General features: G+C 72.8%; 15 protein-coding genes and 1 tRNA gene. 4 read left to right on the top strand and 12 right to left on the bottom strand.

Translation table 11 applies throughout. The features are described 5' to 3' along the window. Positions 1–6 precede the first annotated feature (6 nt). From I8920_RS04320 to I8920_RS16165, 4 genes are all read right to left on the bottom strand, one after another. Positions 7–882 carry a glycosyltransferase family 2 protein gene (locus I8920_RS04320; RefSeq protein WP_198658616.1) on the bottom strand — a complete coding sequence of 292 codons (876 nt, stop codon included), beginning with the start codon at positions 880–882 and terminating at the stop codon, positions 7–9. 50 nt (positions 883–932) lie between these two features. Continuing rightward, positions 933–1,754 (bottom strand): CDP-alcohol phosphatidyltransferase family protein, encoded by an 822-nt coding sequence (locus I8920_RS04315; RefSeq protein WP_198657941.1) that lies wholly within the window; start codon positions 1,752–1,754, stop codon positions 933–935. Positions 1,755–1,758: 4 nt separating this feature from the next. Then, positions 1,759–2,802, bottom strand: a complete 1,044-nt coding sequence (locus tag I8920_RS04310; protein ID WP_198657940.1) for a glycosyltransferase family 2 protein — start codon at positions 2,800–2,802, stop codon at positions 1,759–1,761. Positions 2,803–2,983: 181 nt separating this feature from the next. Beyond that, positions 2,984–5,014, bottom strand: a complete 2,031-nt coding sequence (locus tag I8920_RS16165; RefSeq protein WP_232832818.1) for a S1C family serine protease — start codon at positions 5,012–5,014, stop codon at positions 2,984–2,986. Between the two features lie 189 nt (positions 5,015–5,203). Between I8920_RS16165 and I8920_RS04300 the strand changes: the two genes are divergently transcribed. Further along, on the top strand, positions 5,204–6,412 hold the full coding sequence (locus I8920_RS04300; RefSeq protein ID WP_198657939.1) for an aminotransferase class I/II-fold pyridoxal phosphate-dependent enzyme: 1,209 nt from the start codon (positions 5,204–5,206) through the stop codon (positions 6,410–6,412). A gap of 33 nt (positions 6,413–6,445) precedes the next feature. On the opposite strand, the gene I8920_RS04295 is transcribed toward I8920_RS04300, so the two are convergent. The 4 genes from I8920_RS04295 to I8920_RS04280 form a co-directional block, all read right to left on the bottom strand. Beyond that, positions 6,446–7,285: a carbon-nitrogen hydrolase family protein gene (locus I8920_RS04295; RefSeq protein ID WP_198657938.1), complete on the bottom strand. Its 840-nt coding sequence runs from the start codon at positions 7,283–7,285 to the stop codon at positions 6,446–6,448. A 197-nt stretch (positions 7,286–7,482) separates the two neighbouring features. Beyond that, positions 7,483–7,559: transfer RNA gene (locus I8920_RS04290), tRNA-Met, on the bottom strand. 63 nt (positions 7,560–7,622) lie between these two features. Next, positions 7,623–10,661 carry a UPF0182 family membrane protein gene (locus tag I8920_RS04285; RefSeq protein WP_198657937.1) on the bottom strand — a complete coding sequence of 1,013 codons (3,039 nt, stop codon included), beginning with the start codon at positions 10,659–10,661 and terminating at the stop codon, positions 7,623–7,625. Positions 10,662–10,826: 165 nt separating this feature from the next. Continuing rightward, positions 10,827–11,936 carry a YlbL family protein gene (locus tag I8920_RS04280; protein ID WP_198657936.1) on the bottom strand — a complete coding sequence of 370 codons (1,110 nt, stop codon included), beginning with the start codon at positions 11,934–11,936 and terminating at the stop codon, positions 10,827–10,829. Between the two features lie 152 nt (positions 11,937–12,088). On the opposite strand from I8920_RS04280, the gene I8920_RS04275 reads away from it, so the two are divergent. Together I8920_RS04275 and I8920_RS04270 are read left to right on the top strand one after the other, a co-directional pair. Continuing rightward, on the top strand, positions 12,089–13,528 hold the full coding sequence (locus I8920_RS04275) for a zinc-dependent metalloprotease (RefSeq protein ID WP_198657935.1): 1,440 nt from the start codon (positions 12,089–12,091) through the stop codon (positions 13,526–13,528). A 60-nt stretch (positions 13,529–13,588) separates the two neighbouring features. After that, positions 13,589–14,446 carry a TOMM precursor leader peptide-binding protein gene (locus I8920_RS04270; RefSeq protein WP_198657934.1) on the top strand — a complete coding sequence of 286 codons (858 nt, stop codon included), beginning with the start codon at positions 13,589–13,591 and terminating at the stop codon, positions 14,444–14,446. Here I8920_RS04270 and I8920_RS04265 read toward each other — a convergent pair. Continuing rightward, positions 14,337–16,103: an ATP-dependent helicase gene (locus I8920_RS04265; protein WP_232832817.1), complete on the bottom strand. Its 1,767-nt coding sequence runs from the start codon at positions 16,101–16,103 to the stop codon at positions 14,337–14,339. The genes I8920_RS04270 and I8920_RS04265 overlap by 110 nt on opposite strands. Further along, positions 16,100–17,035 carry an NAD(+) diphosphatase gene (nudC, locus tag I8920_RS04260; RefSeq protein ID WP_198657933.1) on the bottom strand — a complete coding sequence of 312 codons (936 nt, stop codon included), beginning with the start codon at positions 17,033–17,035 and terminating at the stop codon, positions 16,100–16,102. The genes I8920_RS04265 and nudC overlap by 4 nt, the downstream gene beginning before the upstream one ends. A 116-nt stretch (positions 17,036–17,151) precedes the next feature. Between nudC and I8920_RS04255 the strand changes: the two genes are divergently transcribed. Further along, on the top strand, positions 17,152–18,150 hold the full coding sequence (locus tag I8920_RS04255) for a phosphotransferase (RefSeq protein WP_198657932.1): 999 nt from the start codon (positions 17,152–17,154) through the stop codon (positions 18,148–18,150). Between the two features lie 111 nt (positions 18,151–18,261). Here the strand turns inward: I8920_RS04255 and I8920_RS04250 are convergent, their stop codons facing one another. Both I8920_RS04250 and I8920_RS04245 read right to left on the bottom strand, forming a co-directional pair. Beyond that, positions 18,262–21,561 carry an ATP-dependent DNA helicase gene (locus tag I8920_RS04250; RefSeq protein ID WP_232832816.1) on the bottom strand — a complete coding sequence of 1,100 codons (3,300 nt, stop codon included), beginning with the start codon at positions 21,559–21,561 and terminating at the stop codon, positions 18,262–18,264. Next, complete coding sequence (locus I8920_RS04245) at positions 21,558–24,713, bottom strand: UrvD/REP family ATP-dependent DNA helicase (RefSeq protein ID WP_198657931.1); 3,156 nt, start codon at positions 24,711–24,713, stop codon at positions 21,558–21,560. Before I8920_RS04245 ends, I8920_RS04250 begins: the two co-directional genes overlap by 4 nt. Between the last annotated feature and the right edge of the window lie 53 nt (positions 24,714–24,766).

Raw genomic sequence — 24,766 nt, 5'->3', positions numbered from 1 at the left:
CGCGGGTCAGACGACCGGCGGCCGTCCGGCGATGGTCATCCGGGCGACGGTCGACCAGCCCATCGGCCGGACCGGACCGCAGTCCGCCGTCCAGCCCTCGCGGATCCCACCGAACCACGTCGCGAGGCGTCGCGGGTGCCGCCACCACCGGGCGACCTGGATCGCGGCCCACGACCCGACGTACAGCGGGCGGAGCACCGACGGCAGGTTGCGGCGCGCGAGCCAGACCCGGTTGCGGGCGTTCAGGCGCACGTACTCCGCGTGCCGTGCCGGGTCGATGGCGGGGTGGTGGGCCACGAGGTCGCCCGCGTACCAGGCACGACGACCGGCGTCCCACACGCGCCAGGCGAGCTCGATGCCCTCGTGGGCGTAGAAGTACGGCGCACCCCACCCGTCGACGGCGCGGTAGACGTCCATCGGCAGCACGACGGCGCCCTCCCACACCGAGAACACCGGCGACGAGTGGTCGGGCTCGCCCTTGCGGATGCGTGGCACCCACCGGCGCGGGTTGGCCGCTCCCGACGGGTCGACCACCCGGGGCTGGACGAGACCGAGGGACGGGTCGCGCTCGAACAGGGCGACGGCGTCGCGCAGGAAGGTGTCGGACGGCACCGACGCGTCGTCGTCGAGGAAGAAGACGTAGTCGCCCTCCACCACGTCGGCCCCGGCGTTGCGCCCCGCCGGGATCCCGACGTTCTCCGGCAGCGCCAGCGTCCGGACACCGTCCGGCAGCCCGGACGGCTCCCAGCCGTTGCCAACGCAGACCACGTCGAGGTCGACCCCCTGCTGGGCGAGCACGCTGTCCAGGCCGCGACGGAGGTCCTGCGGTCGGGTGCCCTGCGACAGGCTCACGACGGCGATGCGCGGACGCTCGTGGTGCACGACGGCGTGACGCCGGACCGTGGCCGGGCGCGGAGTCGGACGGTCAGCGTTCACGCCCTGACCCGCTTCGAGGCGAGGATCGCCAGGAAGTGTCCGACCGTCGCCAGGACCGCGAGCGGGAGCAGCGCGCCCACCAGGATCCGGCTGGCCAGCGGGTCGCCGATCACCAGGGCGAGCAGTGCGAAGACGAAGGCCAGCATGCTCAGCTCGACCGAGTGGTACAGGCGGTGGAACGGCAGGAAGCGTGCCAGGCGGCGCAGCGAGGCGAGCTTGCGGCCGGACGGTGCGGTCGATGCGTCGCGGCGGTCGACGAGCTGCGCCAGGCCGGCGTTCGCCCGGGCCACGTGCACCATGTCGTTGAGCGCCTTGTTCAGCACGATGACGAGTCCGAGCGCGCAGCCGATCGTGGTCCACATCCAGTCGTCCCCGTGGATCGGCCAGGTGGCGGCGCGGATGCCGAGCGCGACCGGGATCAGCCCCTCGGTCGTGTAGTGCCCGACCTTGTCGAGGAACACCCCGGCCGGCGAGCGCGTGCCACGCCAGCGCGCGACCTCGCCGTCGGAGCAGTCCACCAGCATCTGCAGCTGGCCGAGCAGCAGCGCGAGGGCGGCGCCCCAGATGCCCGGGATGAGGAGGGCGGCGGCCACGCTCCACCCGACCAGGATCATCAGGCCGGTCACCTGGTTCGCGCTGACGCGGGTCTTCAGCAGCACCCAGGTCAGGTACGGCGACACGTCGCGCAGGTACAGCGAGGCCGTCCAGTGCTCGGCGTTGGCACGCGCGCGGACCTCGTCGGGCTGGGCGACGGCCCGCAGCTCGGCGATCGAGGTCGGTCGTGCGGATCCGCGGCCGGTCGTGGCGTGGTCGGTCATGGGTTCACCGTCCCGTGTGGGTGGTCAGCTCGGAGGTGCGGGTGAGGAAACCGATGATGAAGCCGATCCCCCAGCCCACGTGGATGCATGGCAGCACGACGAGCAGCCAGAGGAAGGTGGGGACGCCGGACCGTCGCGCGACCACGACCGAACCGAGGACGACGAAGAGCAGGTAGACCACCGGCACCACGAAGCCGAGCACCGCCCAGGCGAGCGGGGTCCCGAGGACCGCGCCGACGATCCCGACGAGCCCCGCGACGATGCCCAGGGCCATCGCCGCGACCATCGCGGGCGGCACGAAGTAGCGCAGGCCGTTGTTCGCCGGGAAGCGGCGGGCCAGCTCGCCGCGCCACAGCCCGGTGGCGACGAACTGCCGGACCAGGCGCTTCAGGCTCGGCCGGGGGCGGTAGGTGACGACGAGCTCGGGCGTGAACCAGACCGTGCCACCGGTCTGCCGCAGCCGCCGGTTGAGTTCCCAGTCCTGCCCGCGCTTGATCCCCTCGTCGAAGAGTCCGACGTCGAACAGGCGCTCGCGGCGGAAGACGCCGAGGTACGCGGTCTCGGCCGGACCCGCGGTTCCCCCGACGTGGTGCGGGGTGCCGCCGAGGCCGACCCGGCTGCCGTAGGCCAGGGCGACAGCCCGCTCGAACGGCGTGCGGCCCTCGGCCCGCATGATGCCCCCGACGTTGTCGGCGCCCGACTCCAGCAGGGTGCGCACGGCGATGCGCGTGTAGTCCGTCGGCAGGACCGAGTGGGCGTCCACGCGGATCACCACGGGGTGCACGGAGGCCCGGATCGCCACGTTGAGGCCGGCGGGCGTCGACCCGACCGGGTTGTCGATGGCTCGGATGCGGGGGTCGGCGGCACTCATCTCGGCGACGAGTTCGTTCGTGCCGTCGATGGACGGCCCGAGGGCGAGGATGACCTCGAACGTCCCCGTGTAGTCCTGGTCGAGCAGACTCGCGACGGCGGCACGGACCTCGGTGACCTCGTTGAGCACGGGCATCACGTACGAGACGCCCGGCAGGGGCTGTCCGTCTGACTGCATGCGTACCTCGGGGTGCTGGCTGGCGGCACGGGACGCACCGGGGCGGTGCCGCCCCGCAGAGCGACCATGAGCCTATCAAGAGGCGGAACCGCGCACCTGCGCGGGGGCCACGCGACCCCGTGACGGACGGGAGGCCCGGCGCACGTCGTGCACCGGGCCTCCCGTCCGTCTGTTGGTCGCGTCAGCCCTTGCTGTCGAACGTCCCCAGCTTGACGTCCGCCTGACGGGACTGCCCGTCGCGGATGTAGCTGATGGTGGTCGAGGCGCCACCGGCGAAGTACCGGACCTGCGCGGTCAGGTCCGTCGCGTCCGCCACGGTGGCGGAACCGATCTTCGTGACGACGTCGCCCTTCTGCAGCCCGGCCTTCGCGGCCGCGCCGTTCGGCGACACCGACTTGATGAGCGCGCCCGTCTGCGTGGCGCGCGGGTCCTCCGAGGCGTCGCCGACGCTCGCGCCGAGCAGGCCGTGGGTCGCGGACCCGTTGTCCTTGATCTCGTTCGCCACGCGCTCGACCAGGTTCGACGGGATCGAGAAGCCGACGCCGATGCTGCCGGCGGCCGACTCCGACGACGAGGAGCTGCCGGCCGAGGCGATCGCCACGTTGATGCCGATGAGCTTGCCGTCGGCGTCGAGCAGCGCGCCGCCCGAGTTGCCCGGGTTGATGGACGCGTCGGTCTGGATGACCGGCAGCGAGACCGTCGTGTTCGCCGAGGAGCTGCTGCCGTTGTCGCCGTTGCCCCAGAAGTCGAAGGGTCCGGAGCCGCCGTTGCCGCCCTCGTTCGAGTCGCCGCCCTGGCTGGGGGCGCTCGACGTGACCTGGATGCTGCGGTTCAGGGTCGAGACGATGCCGTCGGTGACCGTGTTCGACAGACCGAGCGGCGCACCGATGGCGACCGCCGTGTCGCCGACGTTGAGCTTCGTCGAGTCGGCGAACTCGATCGGCTTGAGGTCGGTCGCGTCGATCTTGATCACCGCGAGGTCGACGGTGGGGTCGGTGCCGACGAGCTCGCCCTGGTAGATCTTGCCGTTCGAGGTCGTCACCGTGATCGAGCCGTTCGAGCTGTCGCCGTCGAGCGTCACCACGTGGGTGTTCGTGACGATGTAGCCGTCCTTGCTCATCACGACGCCGGAGCCCGTGCCTGCCTCGTTGCTCGAGGACACGTTGATGGTCACGACCGACGGCGTCGCCTGTGCGGCGACCGCGGTGACCACGGTCGCGGAGTCGTAGTCGTTGACGGTCAGGTTGCCGCCCTGGGACGACCCGGACGACACGACGGTCCCGCCGTCGTTCGCCGACGAGACCGCCCATCCGGCCCCGCCGCCCACCAGGCCGGAGACGACGACCGCCGCGATGATCGGCAGGAGGAGCTTGCCCCGGCCGGAACGGTCCTTGGTCGAGGACGGAGCAGCGGACGCGTCGCCGTCCTCGAAGTAGTGGCCGTTGCGCTGGTTCGCGCCGTCGACGTCGCCGAAGGCGCTCGTGGCCGACTGCGGTGCCTGGGCGGACGCCGATGCGTACTCGGACGACGACGTGGGGGCCGCAGACGCCGAGCCGGGCTGCGCGTACTCGCCGTAGCGGGGGCGCTCACCGGCGGCGCGACCGTACTGGTCGGCCTGGCCCGGCTGGCCGTACTGGCTCTGCTGGCCGTACTGTCCGGTCTGGCCGTAGTAGCCCTGCTGACCGTACTGGCCGTACTGGCTCTGCTGCCCGTACTGGCTCGCCTGTCCGTACTGGCTCGTCTGGTGCTGCTGGCCGTACTGGCTGTCCTGGCCGTACCCGGACTGGCCCTGCTGGCCGGACTGGCTGTGCTGGCCGGACTGGCCGTACTGGCTCTGCTGGCCGTACTGGCTCTGCTGGCCGTACTGGCTCTGCTGGCCGTACTGGCTCTGCTGCCCGTACTGCCCTGCCTGGCCGTGGTCGCCCTGCTGCCCGGAGCCGCCCGCGTCGGCGGACCCGCCGGAGACGGTCGGGTACGGGGAGGTGTAGCGGTCCGTCGGGTGGTCGTTCGACGACGGGATCACGTCGGTGTGGTCGGCCGACTCGGGGTCGGTGTGCCGCGGACGAGCGTGCTCGTCCGGCTGGTCGGAGTCGTTCTGCATCGACGGGGTCCCCTCCGTGGCCGCTGCTGCGGCGTCCTCGCTGGCGGCAGGCGATGCCGCGTCGTCGGGACGGCGGTCGTCGCCCTGCCCGTTGGGTGTGGTGTCGCTCATGCTGGACGTGCTCCTTTCAAGCTCGTGCAGTCTGTCGCAGGCACCTGAGCGGACCTTCTGGCGAGGCTGCGAGCCACCCCTGGCGATCTTATGCGTGCGCTGTGCACGGTGTCCGAGGCTGCCGGAACCGGCCGGTTAGGTTGGATCCGTGCGACGCGGCACGACGCCACGTGCACGGGAAGGGACGACATGCGCCAGGCAGGACCGTGGCTGCGAGCCGCCGAGGGAGCCATGCTGCTCGGACCCGACGGCGTCCCGGCGCCGACCGTGTTCGCCGAGATGAGCGCCCTCGCGGCGAGCACCGGCGCGGTCAACCTCGGGCAGGGGTTCCCCGACGAGGACGGCCCCGCCGAGGTGCTCGAGGCGGCGGTCCGCGCGATCCGGGACGGTGCGAACCAGTACCCGCCCGGACGGGGCACCCCGGACCTCCGCGCTGCCGTGGCCGAGCACCAGCAGCACTGGTACGGACTCGACGTCGACCCCGACCGCGAGGTCCTGGTCACCGCGGGCGCCACGGAGGCACTGGCCGCGACGCTCCTCGCGCTGGTCGAGCCCGGCGACGAGGTCATCACGTTCGAGCCCTTCTACGACGCCTACGGCGCGCTCATCCGGCTGGCGGGCGGCGTCCACGTCACGGTGCCCCTCAGCGCGCCGGACTTCCTGCCGGACGACGACACCCTGCGTGCCGCGTTCACCGACCGCACCCGCGCCGTGCTCGTGAACACCCCGCACAACCCCACCGGCCGCGTCCTGCCCACCGAGGTGCTGCAGACGATCGTCGAACTCGCCACCCAGCGCGACGCCGTCATCGTCACCGACGAGGTGTACGAGCACCTGACCTTCGGGGTCCCGCACACGCCGATCGCGTCCCTGCCCGGCGCCGCCGAGCGGACCGTGTCGGTGTCGAGCGCCGGCAAGACGTTCAACACCACGGGCTGGAAGATCGGCTGGCTGACCGCTCCCCCGGCGCTCGTCGACGCGATCACCACCGTCAAGCAGTACCTGACGTTCGTCAACGGCGCGCCGTTCCAACCGGCGGTCGCCGTCGGGCTCCGGTTGCCCGACGAGGTCTTCACCGGCATCGCCGCCGAGCTCAGCGCCAAGCACGAGCTCCTCGCCGCCGGGCTGCGGGCCGCCGGGTTCGACGTGCTGCGGCCGGACGGCGGGTACTTCGTGCTCGCCGACGCCGCCCCGCTCGGGTACGACGACGCACGGGCCCTGTGCCTCGAGCTCCCGACGACGGCCGGTGTCGCCGGCGTGCCGGTCTCGGCGTTCGTCCACCCGGACCGCGTCGCCGGGTACCGCTCGCTCGTGCGCTTCGCGTTCTGCAAGCGCCGCAGTGTGCTCGAGGACGCCGCTGCCCGTCTCGCGACCCTCGGAGCGCGCCGCGACGCCTGAGCGGTGACCGCGTCGGGACGGGACACGGACGCGTCAGCGCTGCGCCGCGCCTCCAGACCGGCCGCGCAGCGCGACGTCGTACCGACGGAGCGACAGCGACGGGTTCACCTGTCGGACCGCGTCGGTGACGGCGGTGTCGATCGTCGCGACGAGCGTGCCGGGCGTGGCGCCGGCCGAGGCGACCGCGACACCGGACGGGTCGAGCACGACGGACGAACCGATGCCGACCGGTGGTGTCTGGCCGACCCCGACGACCCAGACCGTGTTCTCGATGGCACGAGCCGTGAGCAGGGTGCGCCAGTGGTGTTCCTTGCCGGGTCCGCGGACCCACTCCGCGGGCAGGACGACGACGTCCGCCGCCCCGGACTCGGCGGCGGCGAGTCGACGGGTGACCTCGGGGAAGCGCAGGTCGTAGCAGGTCTCGAGACCGACACGGACCCCGTCGAGGTCGAACACCGGCAGCTGACCGGGGTCGCCGGGCTCGATGCGGTCGGACTCCCGCGAGCCGAAGGCGTCGTAGAGGTGCACCTTCCGGTACGTGACGGCCAGCTCGTCGGAGGGGAGCACCGCGACCAGGGTGTTCCGGAACCGATCCGGTGTGTCCGCGGACTCGGCGACCCCGACGACCAGGGCGATGCCGGTCGCGCGGGCGACGTCGCGCAGACCGGAGACGAACGGGCCGTCCAGGGGTTGCGCGGCGGCCACGAACCGGTCGTCGATCTCCGCGGTGAAGTACGAGGTGTACTCCGGCGTGACCAGGAGGTCCGCTCCCCGGGCTGCGGCCTCGGCGGCGGCGGCGCGGACGGTCTCGAGGTTGACGGCGGGGTCGTCCACGGGGGCGAACTGTGCCGCCGCGATGGTGAGGGTGGCCATGGGGCGAGCGTACTCGGCGGGTGGGAGGCGGCCCGGGCGACGGCGAGCGGGCGGCCGGGTCGGCGGGCCTCCGGTGGGCGGCTGGCCGGGTTGGCGGGCCTCCGGTGGGCGGCTGGCCGGGTCGGCGGCCAGCTGGCCCGCGGCGGCGGTACGACGAAGGCCCCGGTCCGAGTGGACCGGGGCCTTCATGTGACGCTTGGTTGCGGGGGCAGGATTTGAACCTACGACCTCTGGGTTATGAGCCCAGCGAGCTACCGAACTGCTCCACCCCGCGGCACATCTGTAAGCGTACACGGGGCCGTGGCGGGACACAAATCGAGTGCCCCGCCACGGTGTGTCAGTCGCCGCTCTCGGCTGCGGTGGCCGCCTCGATGGCGTCCTGCAGGCGCTGGTCGGCCTCGGCTGCGGCGACCAGGTCGTTGTCGGCGTATGCCTGCTGACGGTCCCGCAGCGCGTCGTTCGCCTCGGAGAGCGCCTGCTGCAGGGCGTCGTTGTCGACGGTCCCGGAACCGGTGGAGCCGCCGGTCGAACCGCCCGTCGAGCCGGAGTCCGAGCCCGTGTCGGAGTCGGACCCCGAGTCGGAGTCGGACCCGGTGTCGGAACCCGAGCCGGAGCCGGAGCCGGAGCCGGAGCCGGAACCGGAACCGCTCGCGCCCGAGTCGCCGGCCGACGCGCCGGAGTCGCCACCGAACAGCGAGTTGAGCGCTTCGTCGAGGGTGTCCTCGAACGCGACCTTGTCGCCGAAGGCCACGAGGACCTTCTGCAGCAGCGGGTACGAGCCGCTCGAGGTCGACTGCACGTACACGGGCTGCACGTACAGGAAGCCGCCACCCACCGGCAGGGTCAGCAGGTTGCCCTGCTTCACCGTCGAGTTGCCGCGCTTCAGGATGTTCAGCTCCTGCGACACCCGCGAGTCACCGTTGAACAGGCTCTGCACCTGGCCGGGGCCGGGGATGTTGTCCGTCTTCGGCATCGTCAGCAGGGTGAGCTTGCCGTACCCGGACGCCTTCTCGCCCTTGCCGGCGCCACCCGCGTCGGAGTTCACCGCCAGGTACCCGGTGAGCACGTTGCGGTTGTTCGCCCCGGCCGACTGCTGCGGGATGTACGTCGTGTACAGCGAGTAGGCGGTCCCCTGCCCCGGCACCTTCATCGTGAGGTAGTACGGGTCCTGCAGGTTCGCGCGGCTCGTGGTCGTCGTCTGGGCACCCAGCGCGTTGGCGTTCGCGTTGGAGTTCGCGTTGCCGTTCGTCGTCGTGTTCGCGGTGTCGGCGTCACCGTCCGACGTCGCGGTCGTCGTCGGCTCCTGCGGCGTGTTCCACGCGTCGTCGCCCGAGTAGAACGAGTTCGCGTTGGTCACGTGGTACGTGCCCAGGATCGAGCGCTGCACCTTGAACAGGTCGGTCGGGTACCGGACGTGGTCGAGGAGCTCGGCGCTCATGCTCGAGACGGCCTTCGTCGACGTCGGGAAGATCTTCTGCCACGTCTTGAGCACCGGGTCCTCGGTGTCCCAGGCGTAGAGCGTGACCTTGCCGGTGTACGCGTCGACGGTGGCCTTGACCGAGTTGCGGATGTAGTTGACCTGGTCGGTCCGGTACGTCGAGGACTCCTCGCCCGCGATGCTGTCCGACAGGCTCTGGCTCTGCGAGTACGGGTAGGCGTCGCTCGTGGTGTACCCGTCGATGACCCACTGGATGCGGTTGTCGACGATCGCCGGGTAGGCGTCGCTGTCGACCGTCAGGTACGGCGCGACCTTCTGGACGCGCGTGATCGGGTCGCGGTCGTACAGGATCTGCGAGTCGCTGTTGACCGCGTCCGACAGCAGGATCTGCTCCGACTGGAACTTCGCCGCGTAGACGAGCCGGTTGAAGAAGTTGCCGACGCTCGGTCCGCCGTCACCGGCGTAGGTCGTCGTGGCGTTGCCACCGTTCTCGTCGTCCGAGCCGGCCGGGTAGTCGAGCTCGACGTCCTTCGTGCCCTCGGGCGCCCCGACGATCGAGTACGGCGGCGAGGTCTCGCCGAAGTACACGCGCTGCTGGAACTTGCCGAGCGCGCCGTTCGAGGGGATGCCGGACTCGAGGAACACCGGCTTGCCGTCGCTCGCGCGCTGGTTGCCGTAGGCCGCCGTCGCGCCGTAGCCGTGCGTGTAGACGAACGCGCGGTTGTACTGCGTGTTCGCGGCGTTGCTCAGGCCACCGAGGTCGATGTCGCGCACCGCGATCACGGTGTCCTCGGTCTCACCGTCGACGTCGTAGCGGTCGACGTCCAGCTCCTTGGGGAACTGGTAGTACTGCCGGTACTGCTGCAGCTGGCTGAACGTGTCGGAGACGATCTTCGGGTCGATGAGGCGGATGTTCGCCGTGGTCTGCGCGTCCTGCGCGAGGGCACCGGAGCTCGCCTCGGTCGTGGCGTCGTAGTTCTGCTCCTTGACGCCGGAGACCCCGTACGCGTCGCGGGTCGCCTTGATGTTCCGCTCGATGAACGCCGACTCGAAGGTGCGCTCGGACGGCTTGACCTGCAGGCGCTGGACGATCCAGGGGTAGATCCCACCGATGACGATGGCCGCCACGAGGAGCAGGCCGGTGCCGACGATGGAGATGCGCCAGCGGCCGATGACCGCCGTGACGATGAAGAGCAGCGCGACGATCGCGGCGATGCCCGCCATGATCTCGCGACCCGGGATCACCGCGTTGACGTCCGTGTACTGCGCACCGGTGATGAGCGAGTTCGACTTCGTCAGTGCCGCGTACTGGTCGAGCCACAGGCTGACGGCCTGCAGGGCGACGTACAGCGCGGCGGTCACCGCGAGCTGGATCCGGGCTGCCCGGGAGATGCGGACCTCGCGACCGCCGAAGCGCAGCGCGCCGTAGAGGTAGCAGGCGGCGAGCGCGGCGAGCCCGGAGATGAGCACGACCGCCGACGAGTAGGCCACGACCGAGCGCCAGAACGGCAGCTCGAACACGTAGAAGCCGATGTCCAGACCGAACTGCGGATCGGTCTTCCCGAACGGCGTGCGGTTGAAGTACTCGAGCACCATGCTCCAGCGGCCGGCCGTCGAGAGGCCGGCGAAGATGCCGAGCACCACGGGGATGCCGATCATCACCGCGCGGCGCAGCGGTTCGATGACCTGCTGGTAGCGGTCGAGCTGCGAGTTCAGCTTCGCGTAGACCGGCCGGAACCGGAAGGCGAGCCCGATGCTCACGAAGACGGGGACGGCCATGCCGAGGAAGCCCGCCAGGAACATCAGGGTCCCTGCGATCCAGCGGACGGTCAGCACCTGCTGGAACCCGAGCTGCGCGAACCACGCGTAGTCGGTGTAGAGGCTGGCGAAGATGAAGAAGCCGATCACCAGTGCGGCCAGCACGATGATCGTGACCACGATCGGGACCCGCGGCGAACGCCGCCCCGAGGTGGACGAGGTTGTCGTCACTTGATGTGCTCCAGACGTGTCGGACCGGCGGGCCCGGCTCGCGGCGGGCCGTCAGTGACTCTGATCCTATGGGACGGGAGCAGACCTGAAGCTGTACGGAGTGTCAGGAACGCGTCAGGAGTCGCAGCGGGCGAGTCCGGCCGTGCTCCCGCCGTCCGCGATCGTCTGCAGGTCCGTCACCGCCTGGTCGAGCGTCGTGACGCTGTACACGTCGAGGCCGTCGGGGACGTGGCCCACGACCTCGTCGCAGTTCTCGGCCGGAGCCAGGAACACCGTGGCCCCCGCGTCCGCGGCACCGTGGAGCTTCTGGCGGATGCCGCCGATCGGCCCGACCTCGCCCTGCGCGGTGATCGTCCCGGTCCCCGCGACGTGCTTGCCGCCGTTGAGCTTGCCCGGGGTGATCTCGTCGATGATCCCGAGCGCGAACATCATGCCCGCCGACGGCCCGCCGACGTCCTGCAGGCGGATGGACACCTTGAAGGGGAAGTCGTAGCGCTCGGTGACGCCGACCCCGAGGAGCGCCGTGCCCTGCTCGCTGCGCGGCGTCACCTCGATCTGCTTCGTCGCCCCGTCGCGTTCGACCGTGACGGTGGCCGGCTCCGCGGTGCCGTGCTCGGCGACGAGTGCACGGAGGGTCGAGGCATCGGCGTTCACGGTGAGCGGGGTGCCGTCGAAGGCGGTGACGACGTCGCCCTCCTCGATCACGCCGTCGGCGGCGGACCCCTCCTGAACGGTGCCCACCTCGAGCTGCGTCGGCAGGTCGTTGCCCTGCTGGATCAGGGCGGCGGCGACGGCGGACTGCTGCGAGGCGCGCATGTCGGCGGAGTCGCGCTCGTTCACCTGTTCGGTCGTGGTGCCGCTCGGGTAGACCGCCTCGACGGGGATGACCGCCTGCGAGGGGCTGAAGACCGCACGCACGACGCTGGTCCACGACGGTCGGTTCGTGGCGTCGCCCTGGATGCCGACGGTCAGCATGTCCAGGGCGCCGCCGGTCGGGTACGTCTCGTGCCCCGAGACCTGGATGAGCTTGACCCGCTCGGCGTCCTTGCCCGTGCCCTGCTCCTGCGTGCCGATCGTGTTGTAGACCGGACCGGGCACCTCGATGAGGTACGGGCTGGGCAGCACGCTCGCGAGCAGTCCGAGCACCACGGCTCCGATGACGAACGCCCAGCCGACGGTGCGGGAACGGGAGCGACGACGGGGCGCGGGGGCGAAGAGGGTCACGCAGGGTCCTTCCGGATGGGCACCCGCGCCTGCCGGCGGAGGTGGGGACGCACGCCTGACGGCGGAGCTGTTCGCCCTGGGCGCAGCGCTCCGGGCGTTCCCACGGGGGCGTCCCAGGCGCGGCCACGTGAGCAGCGATTAGCGTAGTCGGCATGCCTGATGAACCACAGCCGGGGCCGGACGACGACTTCCAGGAGATGCTGCGCAAGCTGCTCTCGGGCGAGGGGCAGATCGACCCGTCGCAGCTCGCCGGCGCCGCGGGCCTGCCGAACGACCCGGCGTTCGTGGCGAACCTGATGAGCCAGCTGCAGCGTGCGGCGCAGTCCGGCGGCGACGGCATCGACTTCTCGGCCACGGTGGAGCGCGCGACCGCGATCGCCCGGGACGGCGGACACCCGGTCGACCCCGCGACCTCGCAGGCGGCCGACCAGGCGTTCCAGGTCGCGGCCCTGTGGCTCGACGAGGTCACGACGGTGGCCGAGCTCACGGCGACACCGAGCCTCTACACGCGAGAGCAGTGGGCGAAGGCGACGACGCCGGTGTGGACCCAGATCGCGGAGCCGGTGGCGTTCAGCATCGCCGACGCGCTCACCGAGGCCATCGACCAGCGGGCGCCGGAGCAGCTCAAGGCCATGCTCGGCGACGTCTCGAAGGCGATGCGCGGCATCGGCGGAGCCCTCTTCGCGATGCAGCTCGGGCAGGTCGTGGGGCAGCTGTCGAAGGAGGTCGTGTCCGGCGGCGACGTCGGTGTGCCGCTCCTCGACGAGCAGGTCGCCGCGCTCCTGCCGCAGAACGTCGCCGAGTTCGCCGAGGGGCTCGACGTCGCCGAGGACGAGGTCCGCATCTACCTGGCGGTCCGTGAACTGGCGCACGCCCGACTCTTCCGGTCGGCACGCTGGCTCCGGCTGCACATCATCTCGTCCATCACCGACTACGCCCGCGGGATCCACATCCCGTTCGACCGCGTCGAAGAGCTGGCCGCCGACATCGACCCGACGAACCAGGAGCAGCTGCGCGACGCGCTCGCCTCGGGTGCCCTCATCCCGCCGCGGACGCCCGAGCAGGACGCCGCCCTCGCCCGCCTCGAGACCATGCTCGCGCTGGTCGAGGGCTGGGTCGACACGGTCACGGCGGCAGCGACCGCCCGGCTGCCGAAGGCCGGGGCCATCGCCGAGATGGTCCGACGCCGTCGTGCGGCCGGTGGTCCCGCCGAGTCCGCCTTCGCCACGCTGGTCGGCCTGGAGCTCCGCCCGCGTCGACTGCGCGAGGCGGCCGCGATGTGGCAGCGCGTGACCGACGAGCTCGGGGCCGAGCAGCGGGACACCCTGTGGACGCACTTCGACCTCGTGCCGACCTCGGAGGACGTCGACGCGCCAGAGGCACTCGTGGCCCGGCTGCGCGATCCCGGGCAGTCCCCCGAGGACGACGCCTTCGACCGTGCACTCGAGGACCTGCTGAACGACGCCACCGGCGCGCGTCCCCACGAGGACGAGTCCGGTCGCGTCGCCGACGAGCCGACCGACGGGACCCGCTCCGACGACGCCGACGACGACCGCGACGACCAGTCCGGCACCGGCGACCGACCCCGCTGAGTTCTCCACAGATCCAACCCGTGACCCCACGCGCGCCGACCGCTCCGGCACCGTGGGGTCATGGGCATCCGCATCGATCCGACACTCGAGTTCGTCTGGCGTGACCCCGTCACGGTGCAGCTCGGCGTCGATCCCCCGCGTGCCGTCGTGGCCGTCCCGACGACGGGCGAGGAACGGTTCCTCTGCGGCCTCCGCCGCGAGACCGGCCACGAGGCACTGTCCGGCCTCGCCGCCGCGTCGGGCTGCGCACCGCAGACCGCTGCGCGGGTGCTCGGCGCTGCCTCGCCCGCGGTGGTCGAGGTCCTGCCGGAACCGCTCGAACGCATCGAGGTGCACGGGAGCGCCGCCCTCGCCGACACGCTGGCGTCCTTCCTGTCCGGCGAGGGCGTGACCGTCAGCCGGACCGTCCCCGTGCCCGGCGAGCCGGTGCCCCTGCCCGATCCCGAACCCCGGCTCGCCGTGGTGGTCGCCGACCACGTGGTGGACCCGGCGCTCCGCGCCGCGTGGAGCCGTCGCGACGTGCCGCACCTGGCGGTCGTGGTCGGCGACGGACGCGTCCGTCTCGGGCCGTTCGTGGTGCCGGGAGCCGGGCCGTGCCTCCAGTGCGCGGAGTTCGCACGGGCCGACGCGGATCCGGCCTGGCCCGCGATCGCAGCGCAGCTCTGGGGCCGCAGGCCCGCGCCGCTGTCGCCGTGGCGGACCGCGGCGGTGGCCGCGGCCGCGACCCGGCTGCTCGTCCAGCGTCTCCCGCTCCGCACGCAGCGGCCGGACCCCGACCAGCTCGTCTTCGAGCGGGACGACCTGTCGGTCAGCCGTTCGCCGGTGCGGCCCCATCCGCGGTGCGCGTGCCGAGCGCTGCCAGGAACCGGCTCGGAGTCCGGGCTCCCCCACGCGTGGAGCCCTGTTGCGACCACGTGATCGTCACCGAGCGGCGGGCTCGGGTCAGCCCGACGTAGAACAGACGCCGTTCCTCGTCCACCTCGGTGTCCGTCGTCGCGTGCGAGATCGGCAGGAGCCCCTCGGCAGCGCCCGCGATCACGACGTGCGGCCACTCCAGGCCCTTCGACGAGTGCAGCGTGGCGAGGGTCACGGCGTCGACCTCGGGTTCGTGGTGCGTCGCCGCACGGTCCACCAGGTCCTGCGTGAACTGCTGCATCGTCGTGCCGGCCGGGGCGTCCTCGGCGAGCCCCATGATCGCCTGCAGCGCCTCCCACTGCTCGCGCACGGCGCCCGTGCCCTCCGGGGGCGTCGGCGTCCACCCGCTGACCTGCAGCACCAGCCGGACCCGTCGGGTCAGCTCGTCGTCGGTCTGCCGGATCGCCTCGCCGCGCATGTGGTGCACCGCGAGCTTGACCTCGGGACGGTTGAAGAACCGGGTGCTGCCCTGCACCCGGTACGGGATCTGGTTGCGCCCGAGCGCCGACTCGAGCGCGGCCGACTGCGCGCCGACCCGGAACAGCACGGCACAGTCGCCGTACGAGGCACCGGCAGCGACGAGCTCGGTGATCCGACGGGCGATCGTCTGGGCCTCGTCCCCGTCGTGCACGCAGGGCAGCACCTCCGGTTCGGGCCCGGGGTCCTGGGTCTGGGCGACGAGGTCGAGTGCGCCCGGCTGGCCGCGCATCAGGGTGTTGGCCGCGTGCACGACCTCGCGGGTGGAGCGGTAGTTCCGCTCGAGCCGCACGACCGATCCGCGGGGGAACTCCGAGCCGAACCCGAGCAGGTAGTCGCTCGAGGCCCCGGCGAACGAGTAGATCGTCTGGCTGGCGTCCCCGACGACGCACAGGTCGTCGCGGCCGCCCAGCCAGGCCCGCAGCAGGTCGTGCTGCACGGGCGAGACGTCCTGGTACTCGTCGACGACGAAGAACCGGTACTGCTGCCGGACGTACGACGCCACACGCGGCTCGGACTCCACCATGCCGAGGGTCGCGAGCAGGACGTCCTCGAAGTCGAGCTGCCGACGGTCGTCCTTGAGCCGCTCGTACGCCTTCATCAGGTCGATGACCCGGCGGGGCGTGGTGTCGCGCGGCATCACGCGATCGGCCGCGGCGGCCTCGTACTCGTCGAGGGTGAGCATCTGCACCTTGCGCCACTCGACCTCGGCGGCCAGGTCGCGGAGCACGGGGGTGTCGACGTGCATGCCGACGGTGTCCGCCGCGTGCGCGATCATCCGGCCCTTCGACTCCACGATCTTCGGGGCGTGGCCGCCGACGGTGTCGGGCCAGAAGTAGCTGAGCTGGGCCATCGCCGCGGCGTGGAACGTGCGTGCCTGCACGGTGCCGGCGCCGAGCGAGCGCAGCCGGGAGCGCAGCTCACCCGCGGCTCGCGTGGTGAAGGTCAACGCGAGCACGTGGTTGGGCGCGTAGGTCCCCGTCGCGACGCCGTAGGCGATGCGGTGCGTGATCGCGCGCGTCTTCCCGGTGCCGGCGCCGGCCAGCACCGCGACCGGTCCGAGCAGGGTGCGGGCGACGGTGCGCTGTTCGGCGTCGAGCGCGGCGAGCAGTTCGTCGGGCGACGGCGGCCGGGGCTCGACGGACCCTGCTCCGGCGGCAGCGGCCGGACCGACGGTGCTCACGGCAGGTCCAGCGGCCCGCCGTACCACTCCTCGATGACGGCGCGGGCGATCGAGGTGCGACCGGGCAGCAGCAGGGTGTCCCCGGCGCGTTCGCGGATCTCGTCGCGCGAGAACCACCGCACGTCCAGGATCTCGACGCCGTCGGGGCGGGCCGTCGTCGGGTCGCCGTCGACCGCCCGGGCGCGGAACCCGACCATGAGCGACGCGGGGAACGGCCACGGCTGCGAGCCGAGGTACTCGGGCTCCTCGACGCGCACCCCGGACTCCTCCCACACCTCGCGTCGGACGGCGTCCTCCAGGGACTCCCCCGGTTCGACGAAGCCGGCGAGCAGCGAGTACCGGTTCGCATCCCACGCGGCGTTCGAGCCGAGCAGGATCCGGTCGTCGGCGTCGACGACCCCGACGATGATCGCGGCGTCGGTGCGCGGGAAGTGGTCGTGGCCCTCCGGGTCGCGACGCACCCAGCCGCCGCTCACGACGTCGGTCGCGGAGCCCGTGCGCGGGGAGAACCCGTGCACCGCGTGCCAGTTCGCCATCGCGACGGCCTCGACGGCCAGGCCCTGGTCGCGCGCGGACAGCTCGGTGCCGAACATGCGCAGGCTCTGCCAGGCGTCGTCGCGGGCCTCGATCGCGGCGGCGGTGGCGTCGTCGACGAGCGCAGCGACGAACCGGGTCCCGGCGGGGGCGTCGACGGCGTCGGAGACGGCACGGCCCAGGTACAGCGTCACGGTGCCCTCGGGGACCTCGGCGGCCGTGACGAAGCGCAGGGTGCCGTCGGCGTTCCGGAGCATCTCGGCCCCGCGCAGGGGCAGGTACCGGGTGGCCGGGTCCTCGCGCAGGACACGCTCGAGGTCGTCGGTGGTGCGGAACTCGGCGTCGCGGTCGAGTTCGTTGCGGGAGAGCGGGAGCCGGGCGGCGAACTCGACGGTCACGGCGGGAGAGCTCCTCGGATCGGGTGCGGACGTGCGGGAGACGTGCGGCAGGCGTGCGGCCCGCCGAACAGCGTGGCGTGCAGCTCTGTGCGCGTCACCCGCCTACCCTGAGGGGCATGGCGGGATCCCAGTTCACTCTAGCCGCGTTGGCGACGACGGCCGTTCCCGGTCTCCTCGTCACGGGCACGCGCACGCTCGGCTCGGCCGCAGCCGGCGACTACGAGTCGGCGCTCCTCCGCGACGCCGACGGCTCCGAGCTCGTCATCCGCCGTCCGCGCAACCAGCGGGCCGAGGCCCGGCAGTCGGCCGACCTCGTCGCGATCCGTGCGCTGAGCGCCGGTATCCGCACGCGCCTGCCGTTCGGTGTGGTCGAGTACCGCGGCCAGGCCCCGATCGGGTCGACCCGCGCCATCGTGACGACGCGTCTGCCCGGCACGCACCCCACCCTCGCGTCCCTCGTCGACCGCCCCGACCTGGCCACCAGTGTCGGTCGCGCCGTCGCCGCGGTCCACCAGCTGCCGACGAGCTTCGTCTCCGACGCCGGCCTGCCGTCGCTCACCCCGTTCGAGGTGCTCCGGTCCGCGGTCTCGGTGATGGACCGTGCGGTCGCGACGAAGCTCGTCCCCGCCGCCCTGGTGGAGCGCTGGGAGGGCGCCGCGCGCGACCAGCAGCTCTGGCAGTTCACCCCCACCGTCGTGCACGGCTCGCTCGGCACGGGCTCGTTGCTCGTCGACGGCGACGCCGTGAGCGGGATCCTCGACTGGGGCGAGCTCCGGCTCGGCGACCCCGCGAAGGACCTCGCGTGGGTGCTGGCCGGCCGACGCGACGCCTTCGACACCGTGCTCAGCGCCTACGAGGCGAACGGCGGCGGCCGCGACCGGCAGCTCGCCCAGCGCGCCCGGGTGCACCACGAGCTCGAGACGGCGCACTGGTTGCTGCACGGCGTGCAGGCGAAGAGCACCGAGGTCGTCGACGACGCGGTCGCGATGATGCACCGACTGGTCGACCAGGTGCACGCGCCGAGCGCGGAACCGTTGCAGTCGGTGTCGCCCGAGACGATGGAGATCGGCGAGGTCGAGCAGCTGCTGTCCTCCACCGAGCGCCGGCACGGCTGACGCGACCGCCTGGAGGCCCGGTGCCGGTCCGGCGGACCGACACCGGGCCTCCAGGGCGGAGCGCGACGGGCGCGCGCCGGGTGCGGGACGCCGCCCGCGTGACGCAGGACGTCAGCTGCCGACGGCCGCGCTCCAGGCGCGTTCGAGTCCGGCGCGGTCCAGCAGCTCGGCGGGGCGCACCTCGAGGTCGTCGGCGACGAAGTAGAACACCGCGTCGACCTCGGCGAGCGGTCGGCCGGTGAACTCGGCGTAGGCGACGCGGTACAGCGCCAGCTGCAGGGTCCGGCGCGCGAGGTCCTCGGCTCCCGACGGCGCCTTGCCGGTCTTCCAGTCGACCACCTCGGCACGCCCATCGATCTCGTACACGGCGTCGAGCTTGCACACGACGCTGTGCCCGAGGAACGGGATGTGGATCTCGCGCTCGACCTCGACCGGCGTGCGCCCGGCCCACCGTGACCGCGCGAACGTGGCCTGGAAGTCGGCGAGCCGCCGAGCATCGTCGTCGGTGACGACCGCGTCCGCGGAGGCGTCGACGCGGTCGTCGGCGTCGAGGTCGAGTTCGCCGTCCCAGACGTCGAGCGTCTCGAGGGCACCGCCGCTCCGGGCCCGCTGCTCCACCCACTGGTGGAACAGCGTGCCGAGTCGGGTCGCCCGGTACGGGCGCTCCGGCATGGGACGACGGAGCCGCTCGGCCACCGAGTCCGGCTCGGTCAGGTAGTCCTTGAAGCCCGACGCGGGGACGCGGTGCGGGACCGCGACCGCGTGCTTCGCGTTCCGGGTCGCGGCCCGCTCGGCGAGCAGCAGGTCGATGTCGGCGGCGAAGCGACCCGCGGCACCCGGGTTGGCGTTCCGCACCCGCTCGGCGGCGGCCAGGACACGAGGTGCGCGCTGCCCGAACGGCACGTGGGGCCAGGACTGGGTGGCGCCGCTCTCGCCCATCGGGTTCTCGTCGTGCACGGTGGTCTCGGGGATCGCCGCACCGTCGATGACGCCGGCGTCCACCAGGTCACGCAGGTACCGGCTCGGCTCGGTCGGACGGACCCCGCCGGCCCAGAACGAACCGGACACCAGCAGGTCGTGACGCGCGCGGGTGAGCGCGACGTAGGTGAGTCGGCGTTCCTCGTCCTCGTTGCGGGCCTTCACCTGCTCCTTGAAGGCGTCGATCGCCGTGGTGACTTCCTTCTGGGTCTCCTGCCCGCGCCACGCCAGGCGGGGCAGCTCGGCGGCGTCCCCGCGGAACTCGTACGGCAGTCGGCCGAAGCCGAGCCACCCGGAGGACCCTTCCTGCGGGCGTGCCGGCAGCCCGCCCTCGACCATCCGCGGCACCGCCACGGCGTCCCACTCCAGTCCCTTGGAGCCGTGGATCGTCAGGATCTGGACGGTGCCGGCCTCCGGTTCCTCGGACCGCGGTCCCATGTCGTCGCGCCGGGCCGCGGCGTCGATCCACCCCAGGAACGACCCGAGGTCGGCGCGATCGTCGGTGGCCACGAAGCCCGCGAGTTCGTCGACGAACGCGTCGAGGTACGCGCCGCTCCCCTGCTCGTGCGCGGCGACCTCGATGTCCAGGCGCATCTCCTGCACCACGAGGGTCACGAAGTCGACGAGGTCGCCGCCGGCCCGCGACCGGAGCAGGGCGAGCTGCGCGCCCAGCTCTCGCATCCGCGCACGGCCGGCCGGCGTGACGGCCTCGAGCGCACCGTGCTCGTCGGGAGCCGTCGCGACGAAGTCGAGCGCGTCGACGATCGAGCCGTGCTCCCCCGCCGCGACCGATGCCCGGAACGCCGCCGTCAGGTCGTCGTCCAGACGCTGGTGCGTGTGGTCGCGCTGGAACAACCAGCTCGCCAGCCGGTGCAGTGCGACGATGTCCGCCGCTCCCACTCGCCACCGCGCCCCGGCGAGGAGGCGGATCAGGTCGTTGCCGGCGGCCGGGTCGTGCAGCACCCGGAGGCAGGCGACCAGGTCGACGATCTCCGGACGCTGCAGCAGACCGCCGGTGCCGAGCACGTGGTACGGCACGCCGCGTGCGCCGAGCGCCGCAGTGAACGCCGCCAGGTCCTTCCGTGCGCGGAGCAACAGCGCCATCGACGTCGATGCGTCCCGCCGCCGGTGGTCCTGGAACCACGCGGCGACCTCGTCGGCTTCCTCCGGCAGGGTCTCCGGGAAGACGACCCGGACGGCCCCGGCGTCGGCACCGGGTCGCGGGGACAGCCGCTCGACGTCGACCTCGGACGCCTCGGACAGCGGCGCGACGACGGCGTTCGCGCCGGCGAGCACGTCGACCGGGTTGCGCCAGCTCGTCGACAGGGCGAACGTCACCGGTCGTGCCGCGTCCGCCTCGTCACCGCCGAAGTCGTGCGGGAACCGGGCGAGGTTCGCGGCACTCGCCCCGCGGAAACCGTAGATCGACTGGTGCGGGTCACCGACGGCCATCACCGAGTGTCCGCGGAACAGCCGGGCGAGGAACCGCGTCTGCACCACCGAGGTGTCCTGGTACTCGTCGAGCAGCACCACGCGGTACCGCTGCCGCAGGTCGGTGACGACCCGCGGGGCGGACTCGGCCGCCGCGAGCGCGAGGGCGATCTGGTCGGAGAACTCCACGAACCCGCGGTCGATCTTCTGCCGACGGAACTCCGCGACCAGGTCGGCCAGCGGGTCGAGCGCACCGATCGCCGCGACCGCGTCGGTGATGGCCTTGTACGGCTTGCCACGGTTGCCGGGCAGCTCGAGCAGGCCGGAGAACTCGACGGCGAACCGGCGCAGGTCCTCCGGTTCGACGAGGTGCTCGGACGTGGCCCCGGCGAGCGCCACGACGGCGGCGGTCAGGGTGTCGACGTCGCGGTCGAGGCCCGCCAGGCGGTCGTCGCGGGCGGCCACCACGACCCGGCGGGCGAGCTGCCACGCGGATGGTTCGGTGAGCACCTGCGACTCGCCGTCACGGCCGACGAGCAGTGCGTTCTCGCGGAAGACGGCGTTCGCGAAGGCGTTGTACGTCGAGACGGTGGGGGCCTCGAACGCGTCGCCCGGCGTGATCAGACCCACGTCCTCCAGCGCGCGGATGCGGTCGTTGATGCGGACGGACAGCTCACCGGCGGCCTTGCGCGTGAACGTCAGCCCCAGGACCTCGTCGGGGCGGACGAGCCCGTTGGCCAGCAGCCAGACCACGCGGGAGGCCATGGTCTCGGTCTTCCCGCTGCCGGCGCCCGCCACGACCAGGGCCGGCACGAGCGGCGACTCGATGACGGCGCGTTGCTGGGCCGTGGGCCGCGGGCGACCGAGTGCGTCGGCGACGGCGTCGGCCCCGTGCCGGATGACGGGCGGCGCAGCGGCCGGGTCCGGCACAGCAGCCGTGCTCGCCGTGTCCGCCGCGTCGGACGTGCCGACCGTGCCCGCGGCGTCGGACGTGTCGCTCACCAGGTCACCTCCGCCACCACGTGGATCCGGCACTCGACGCCGGTCCGGGCCTTCTCGCAGTGGTCGTCCACGTTGGCCACGAAGGTCCGCCCCGCCATCCCACGGGCCACCCCGTGCAGACGCTCACGGTAGGCCTCGCGCGCGACCTCGTCGAAGGCGTGCTGGGTGCGCTCCGAGAAGGCGTTCCCCCCGCGGGCGTTCTGCACGAACACCAGCCGCGCATCGGTCATCGGTGACCCGGCGGGGACGCCCTCGACGGTGCCGTCCTCGACCGCCAGCTGGTAGGCGCCGAGCTGCGGGTGTTCCGGCATGTCCTTCTTCTCGCTCGGCATCCACCGCCCGGTCTTCAGGTCGACGACGCTGACCCGCCCCTCCGGGTCGACCTCGATGCGGTCGATGCTGCCGCGGATCCGGGCGGGGCCGGTGACGAGCGCGAACGAGGTCTCGGCGCCGAGCAGTCGACGGCCGGCGCTGGCGAACGTCCGCAGGTAGTCGCTGAGCCCTTCGATCATCCGACGGGTCCGTGCGCGCTCACGGTCCGCCACCCACGGCGACTCGAAGGTCAGCTCGTCCCAGCGCGCCTCGACCCGCTCCCACAGCGACTCGACGTCGATCGCGGTCGCGTGCTCCATCGCCTCGTGCACGATCGTCCCGATGCCCATCGCCGGACTCGGGGCGCCGCCGCCGAAGGTCTGCGCGAACCAGTGCACGGGGCACTCCTCGAACGTCCCGATCCGCGACGGTGACACCGAGACGGTCGGCGGGACGGGCTCGCCGTCCTCGACCTCCGGCACCGGTTCGGCGTCGAGGTCGACCAGCGGGGCCTCGGTCGTCGGCTCGGCGAGTCCGTACCACTCGCCGGGGTCGGCCCCGGGCACCTCGGCCGCGGCGAGCCGCGCCAGGGCCGATGCTGCCTCGTGGTCACCGGACGCCACGACCCGGCGGCGGAGCGATCCGGCCAGACCGCGCAGCGACAGCGGGTGCACGGTCGGCTGTCGGTCCGGCGGCACCGGCACCAGTCGGACGAAGGGCGACGGGGACTCGTCGTCGTTGGCGACCGTGCCGATCACGACCTGGGTGGTGGCGCGGGACACCGCGCGGGCGAACAGCCGGAGTTCGTCGGCGACCACCGCGGCGCGGTCGTCGATCGGGGATCGCTCGACGCCGGCGGCTGCGCGCACGAGGCCGTCCGGGTCGAGCAGGCTCCCGCGCACCCGGGTGTTCGGCCAGACGCCGTCCTGCAGACCGAGCACCACGACGACGTCGCACTCGAGTCCGATGGTGGCTGAGGGGGTGAGGACCCGGACCCGCCCGGCGGTGCGGTCGGGGCCGATGGAGTCCTCGGGCAGGTCGGCGCCGAGCAGGTCGTCGACGAACACCCGGGCGGGGGCGTCCGGCGTGCGCTCGACGAACCGCTTCGCCGCCGTGAAGAGCCCGACCACCGCATCGAGGTGCCGGTCGGCCTCGCCGGCACCGACGCCGCCCGCGGCGGACCGCGCACCCCAGGACCCGGCCAGCCCGCTGCGTTCCCAGAGTCCCCAGAGGATCTCCTCGATGCTCGAACCGGCCTGCGCGTCGGCCCGGGCCTGCACCATGCTGCGCGCGAGCCGGGTGGCACGCCGCGCGAACCCGGCGTCGACCGTGGCCAGTCGTTCCGGTGCGCCGAGGGCGTCGACCAGCAGCTCGTCGGCCGTCCGGGTGCCGTCGCCCGCGAGCTCCTCCCGCCGCAGGGCGAGCCGGAGCCGACGCATGGCCAGGGTGTCGAGCCCGCCGAGCGGCCCGGTCGCGAACGCGGTGGCCAGGGCGGCGTCGAGCGGCAGGACGTCGAGCGCCACCGCCGCCGCGTCGAGCAGTGCGCGTGCCGCGGTGTCGTCGCGCGGGCGGACGGGCGCGGCTCCCGCCGTCGCGGGGACCTCGGCGACGGAGAGCGCACGGACGAGTTCCGGGATCGCGGCACCGCTGCGGGTGACGACGGCCATCCGGTGCCACGGCACACCGTCGAGCAGGCGGTGTTCGCGCAGTCGTCGGGCGATGGCCACCACGAGCGCGGAACGGCTCGGTGCCTCCAGGTGGAGCACCGCGTCGGACCGGGCGTCCGCGTCGTCCGCCGTCGCGCCGCGCTGCCGGCCGGCGGCGGCGGTGCCGATCCGACCGGTGACCGCCGAGACGAGGGCGCGGACCGGAGCGCTGTGGCGGTGCACGGCGCTGAGGAACAGGGTCTCGACGTGGTCGACGCCGAGCCGCGTCGCGAGCCGGCCGAGCACGTCGGGTTCGGCGCCGCGGAAGGCCGACGCGGCGATGTCGGGGTCGCCGAACGCCACGACCTGCACGCCCGACCGCGCGAGCGCCCCGAGCAGGGCGACCTCGCCCTCGACGAGTTCCTGGGTGTCGTCGACGACGACCATCCGCAGCGCGGCGATGCTCGCGGGGAGTTCGCCCCGCAGCACGGCGGCGGTGGCGAAGGCGACGAGCTCGCCGGAGTCGAGCGCGGTGGGCCGGAACGCGGTGACGGACGCCCGGTACTCGTCGACGAAGTCGCCGACCGCCCGCCACTCGGGTCGGCCGAGCTCGCCGCCGAGGTCGCGCATGTCGTCGGGCTCGACGCCGGCGGCGACCGCGCGCATCATCACGTCACGGAGCGCGGTCCGGAACCCGGCACGCTCCCGCACCACGGCCGTGATGGGGTCCGGCCAGTCCGGACCGGTGCCGTCGAGCTCGTGCCCGGCGAGCAGGTCGGCGATGATGCGGTCCTGCTCGCCACCGGTCAGGAGCGTCGGCGGCTCCTGCCCCTGGACGTCGGCGGCGTGCGTCACGATCTGGAAGGCGAGCGAGTTGACGGTGCGGGCCAGCGCTCCCGGCACCACGCGGTCGACCGCGACCGCCAGCCGGTCACGGAGCGCCGTGGCCGCGGTGCGGGCCGAGGTGAGCGCGAGCACCGTCGCGTGGCCGTCGGGGCTGGTCGCGCCGGGACGGTTCATGCGTGCCGCCACGAGCCGCGCCAGCGTCGTGGTCTTGCCCGTGCCCGGCGCGCCGATCACCGCCGCGTGGCGGTCGTCGGACAGTGCCAGGACCGCGGCCTGGGAGGGGTCGTCGACCAGTGCCCGCGCGACCCCGGTGTCGGCGGGGGCGGGCATCAACGTGGTCTTCGGCACGCTCGTACGGTACCCAGGACCGCCGACAGCACGGGTGCGCAACGCGCGGGGCG

This window comes from Curtobacterium sp. YC1, assembly GCF_016267665.1.
Taxonomy (GTDB): domain Bacteria; phylum Actinomycetota; class Actinomycetes; order Actinomycetales; family Microbacteriaceae; genus Curtobacterium.
The sequence above is the reverse complement of the archived record's forward strand: the minus strand, read 5'-3'. Positions and strand labels throughout refer to the sequence as shown.

Coding starts and splice junctions, on each gene's coding strand:
- I8920_RS16165 (WP_232832818.1), bottom strand. CDS start 5,014: ATGAGCGACACCACACCCAACGGGCAGGGCGACGACCGCCGTCCCGAC.
- I8920_RS04275 (WP_198657935.1), top strand. CDS start 12,089: ATGCCTGATGAACCACAGCCGGGGCCGGACGACGACTTCCAGGAGATG.
- I8920_RS04270 (WP_198657934.1), top strand. CDS start 13,589: ATGGGCATCCGCATCGATCCGACACTCGAGTTCGTCTGGCGTGACCCC.
- I8920_RS04295 (WP_198657938.1), bottom strand. CDS start 7,285: ATGGCCACCCTCACCATCGCGGCGGCACAGTTCGCCCCCGTGGACGAC.
- I8920_RS04255 (WP_198657932.1), top strand. CDS start 17,152: ATGGCGGGATCCCAGTTCACTCTAGCCGCGTTGGCGACGACGGCCGTT.
- I8920_RS04315 (WP_198657941.1), bottom strand. CDS start 1,754: ATGACCGACCACGCCACGACCGGCCGCGGATCCGCACGACCGACCTCG.
- I8920_RS04310 (WP_198657940.1), bottom strand. CDS start 2,802: ATGCAGTCAGACGGACAGCCCCTGCCGGGCGTCTCGTACGTGATGCCC.
- I8920_RS04300 (WP_198657939.1), top strand. CDS start 5,204: ATGCGCCAGGCAGGACCGTGGCTGCGAGCCGCCGAGGGAGCCATGCTG.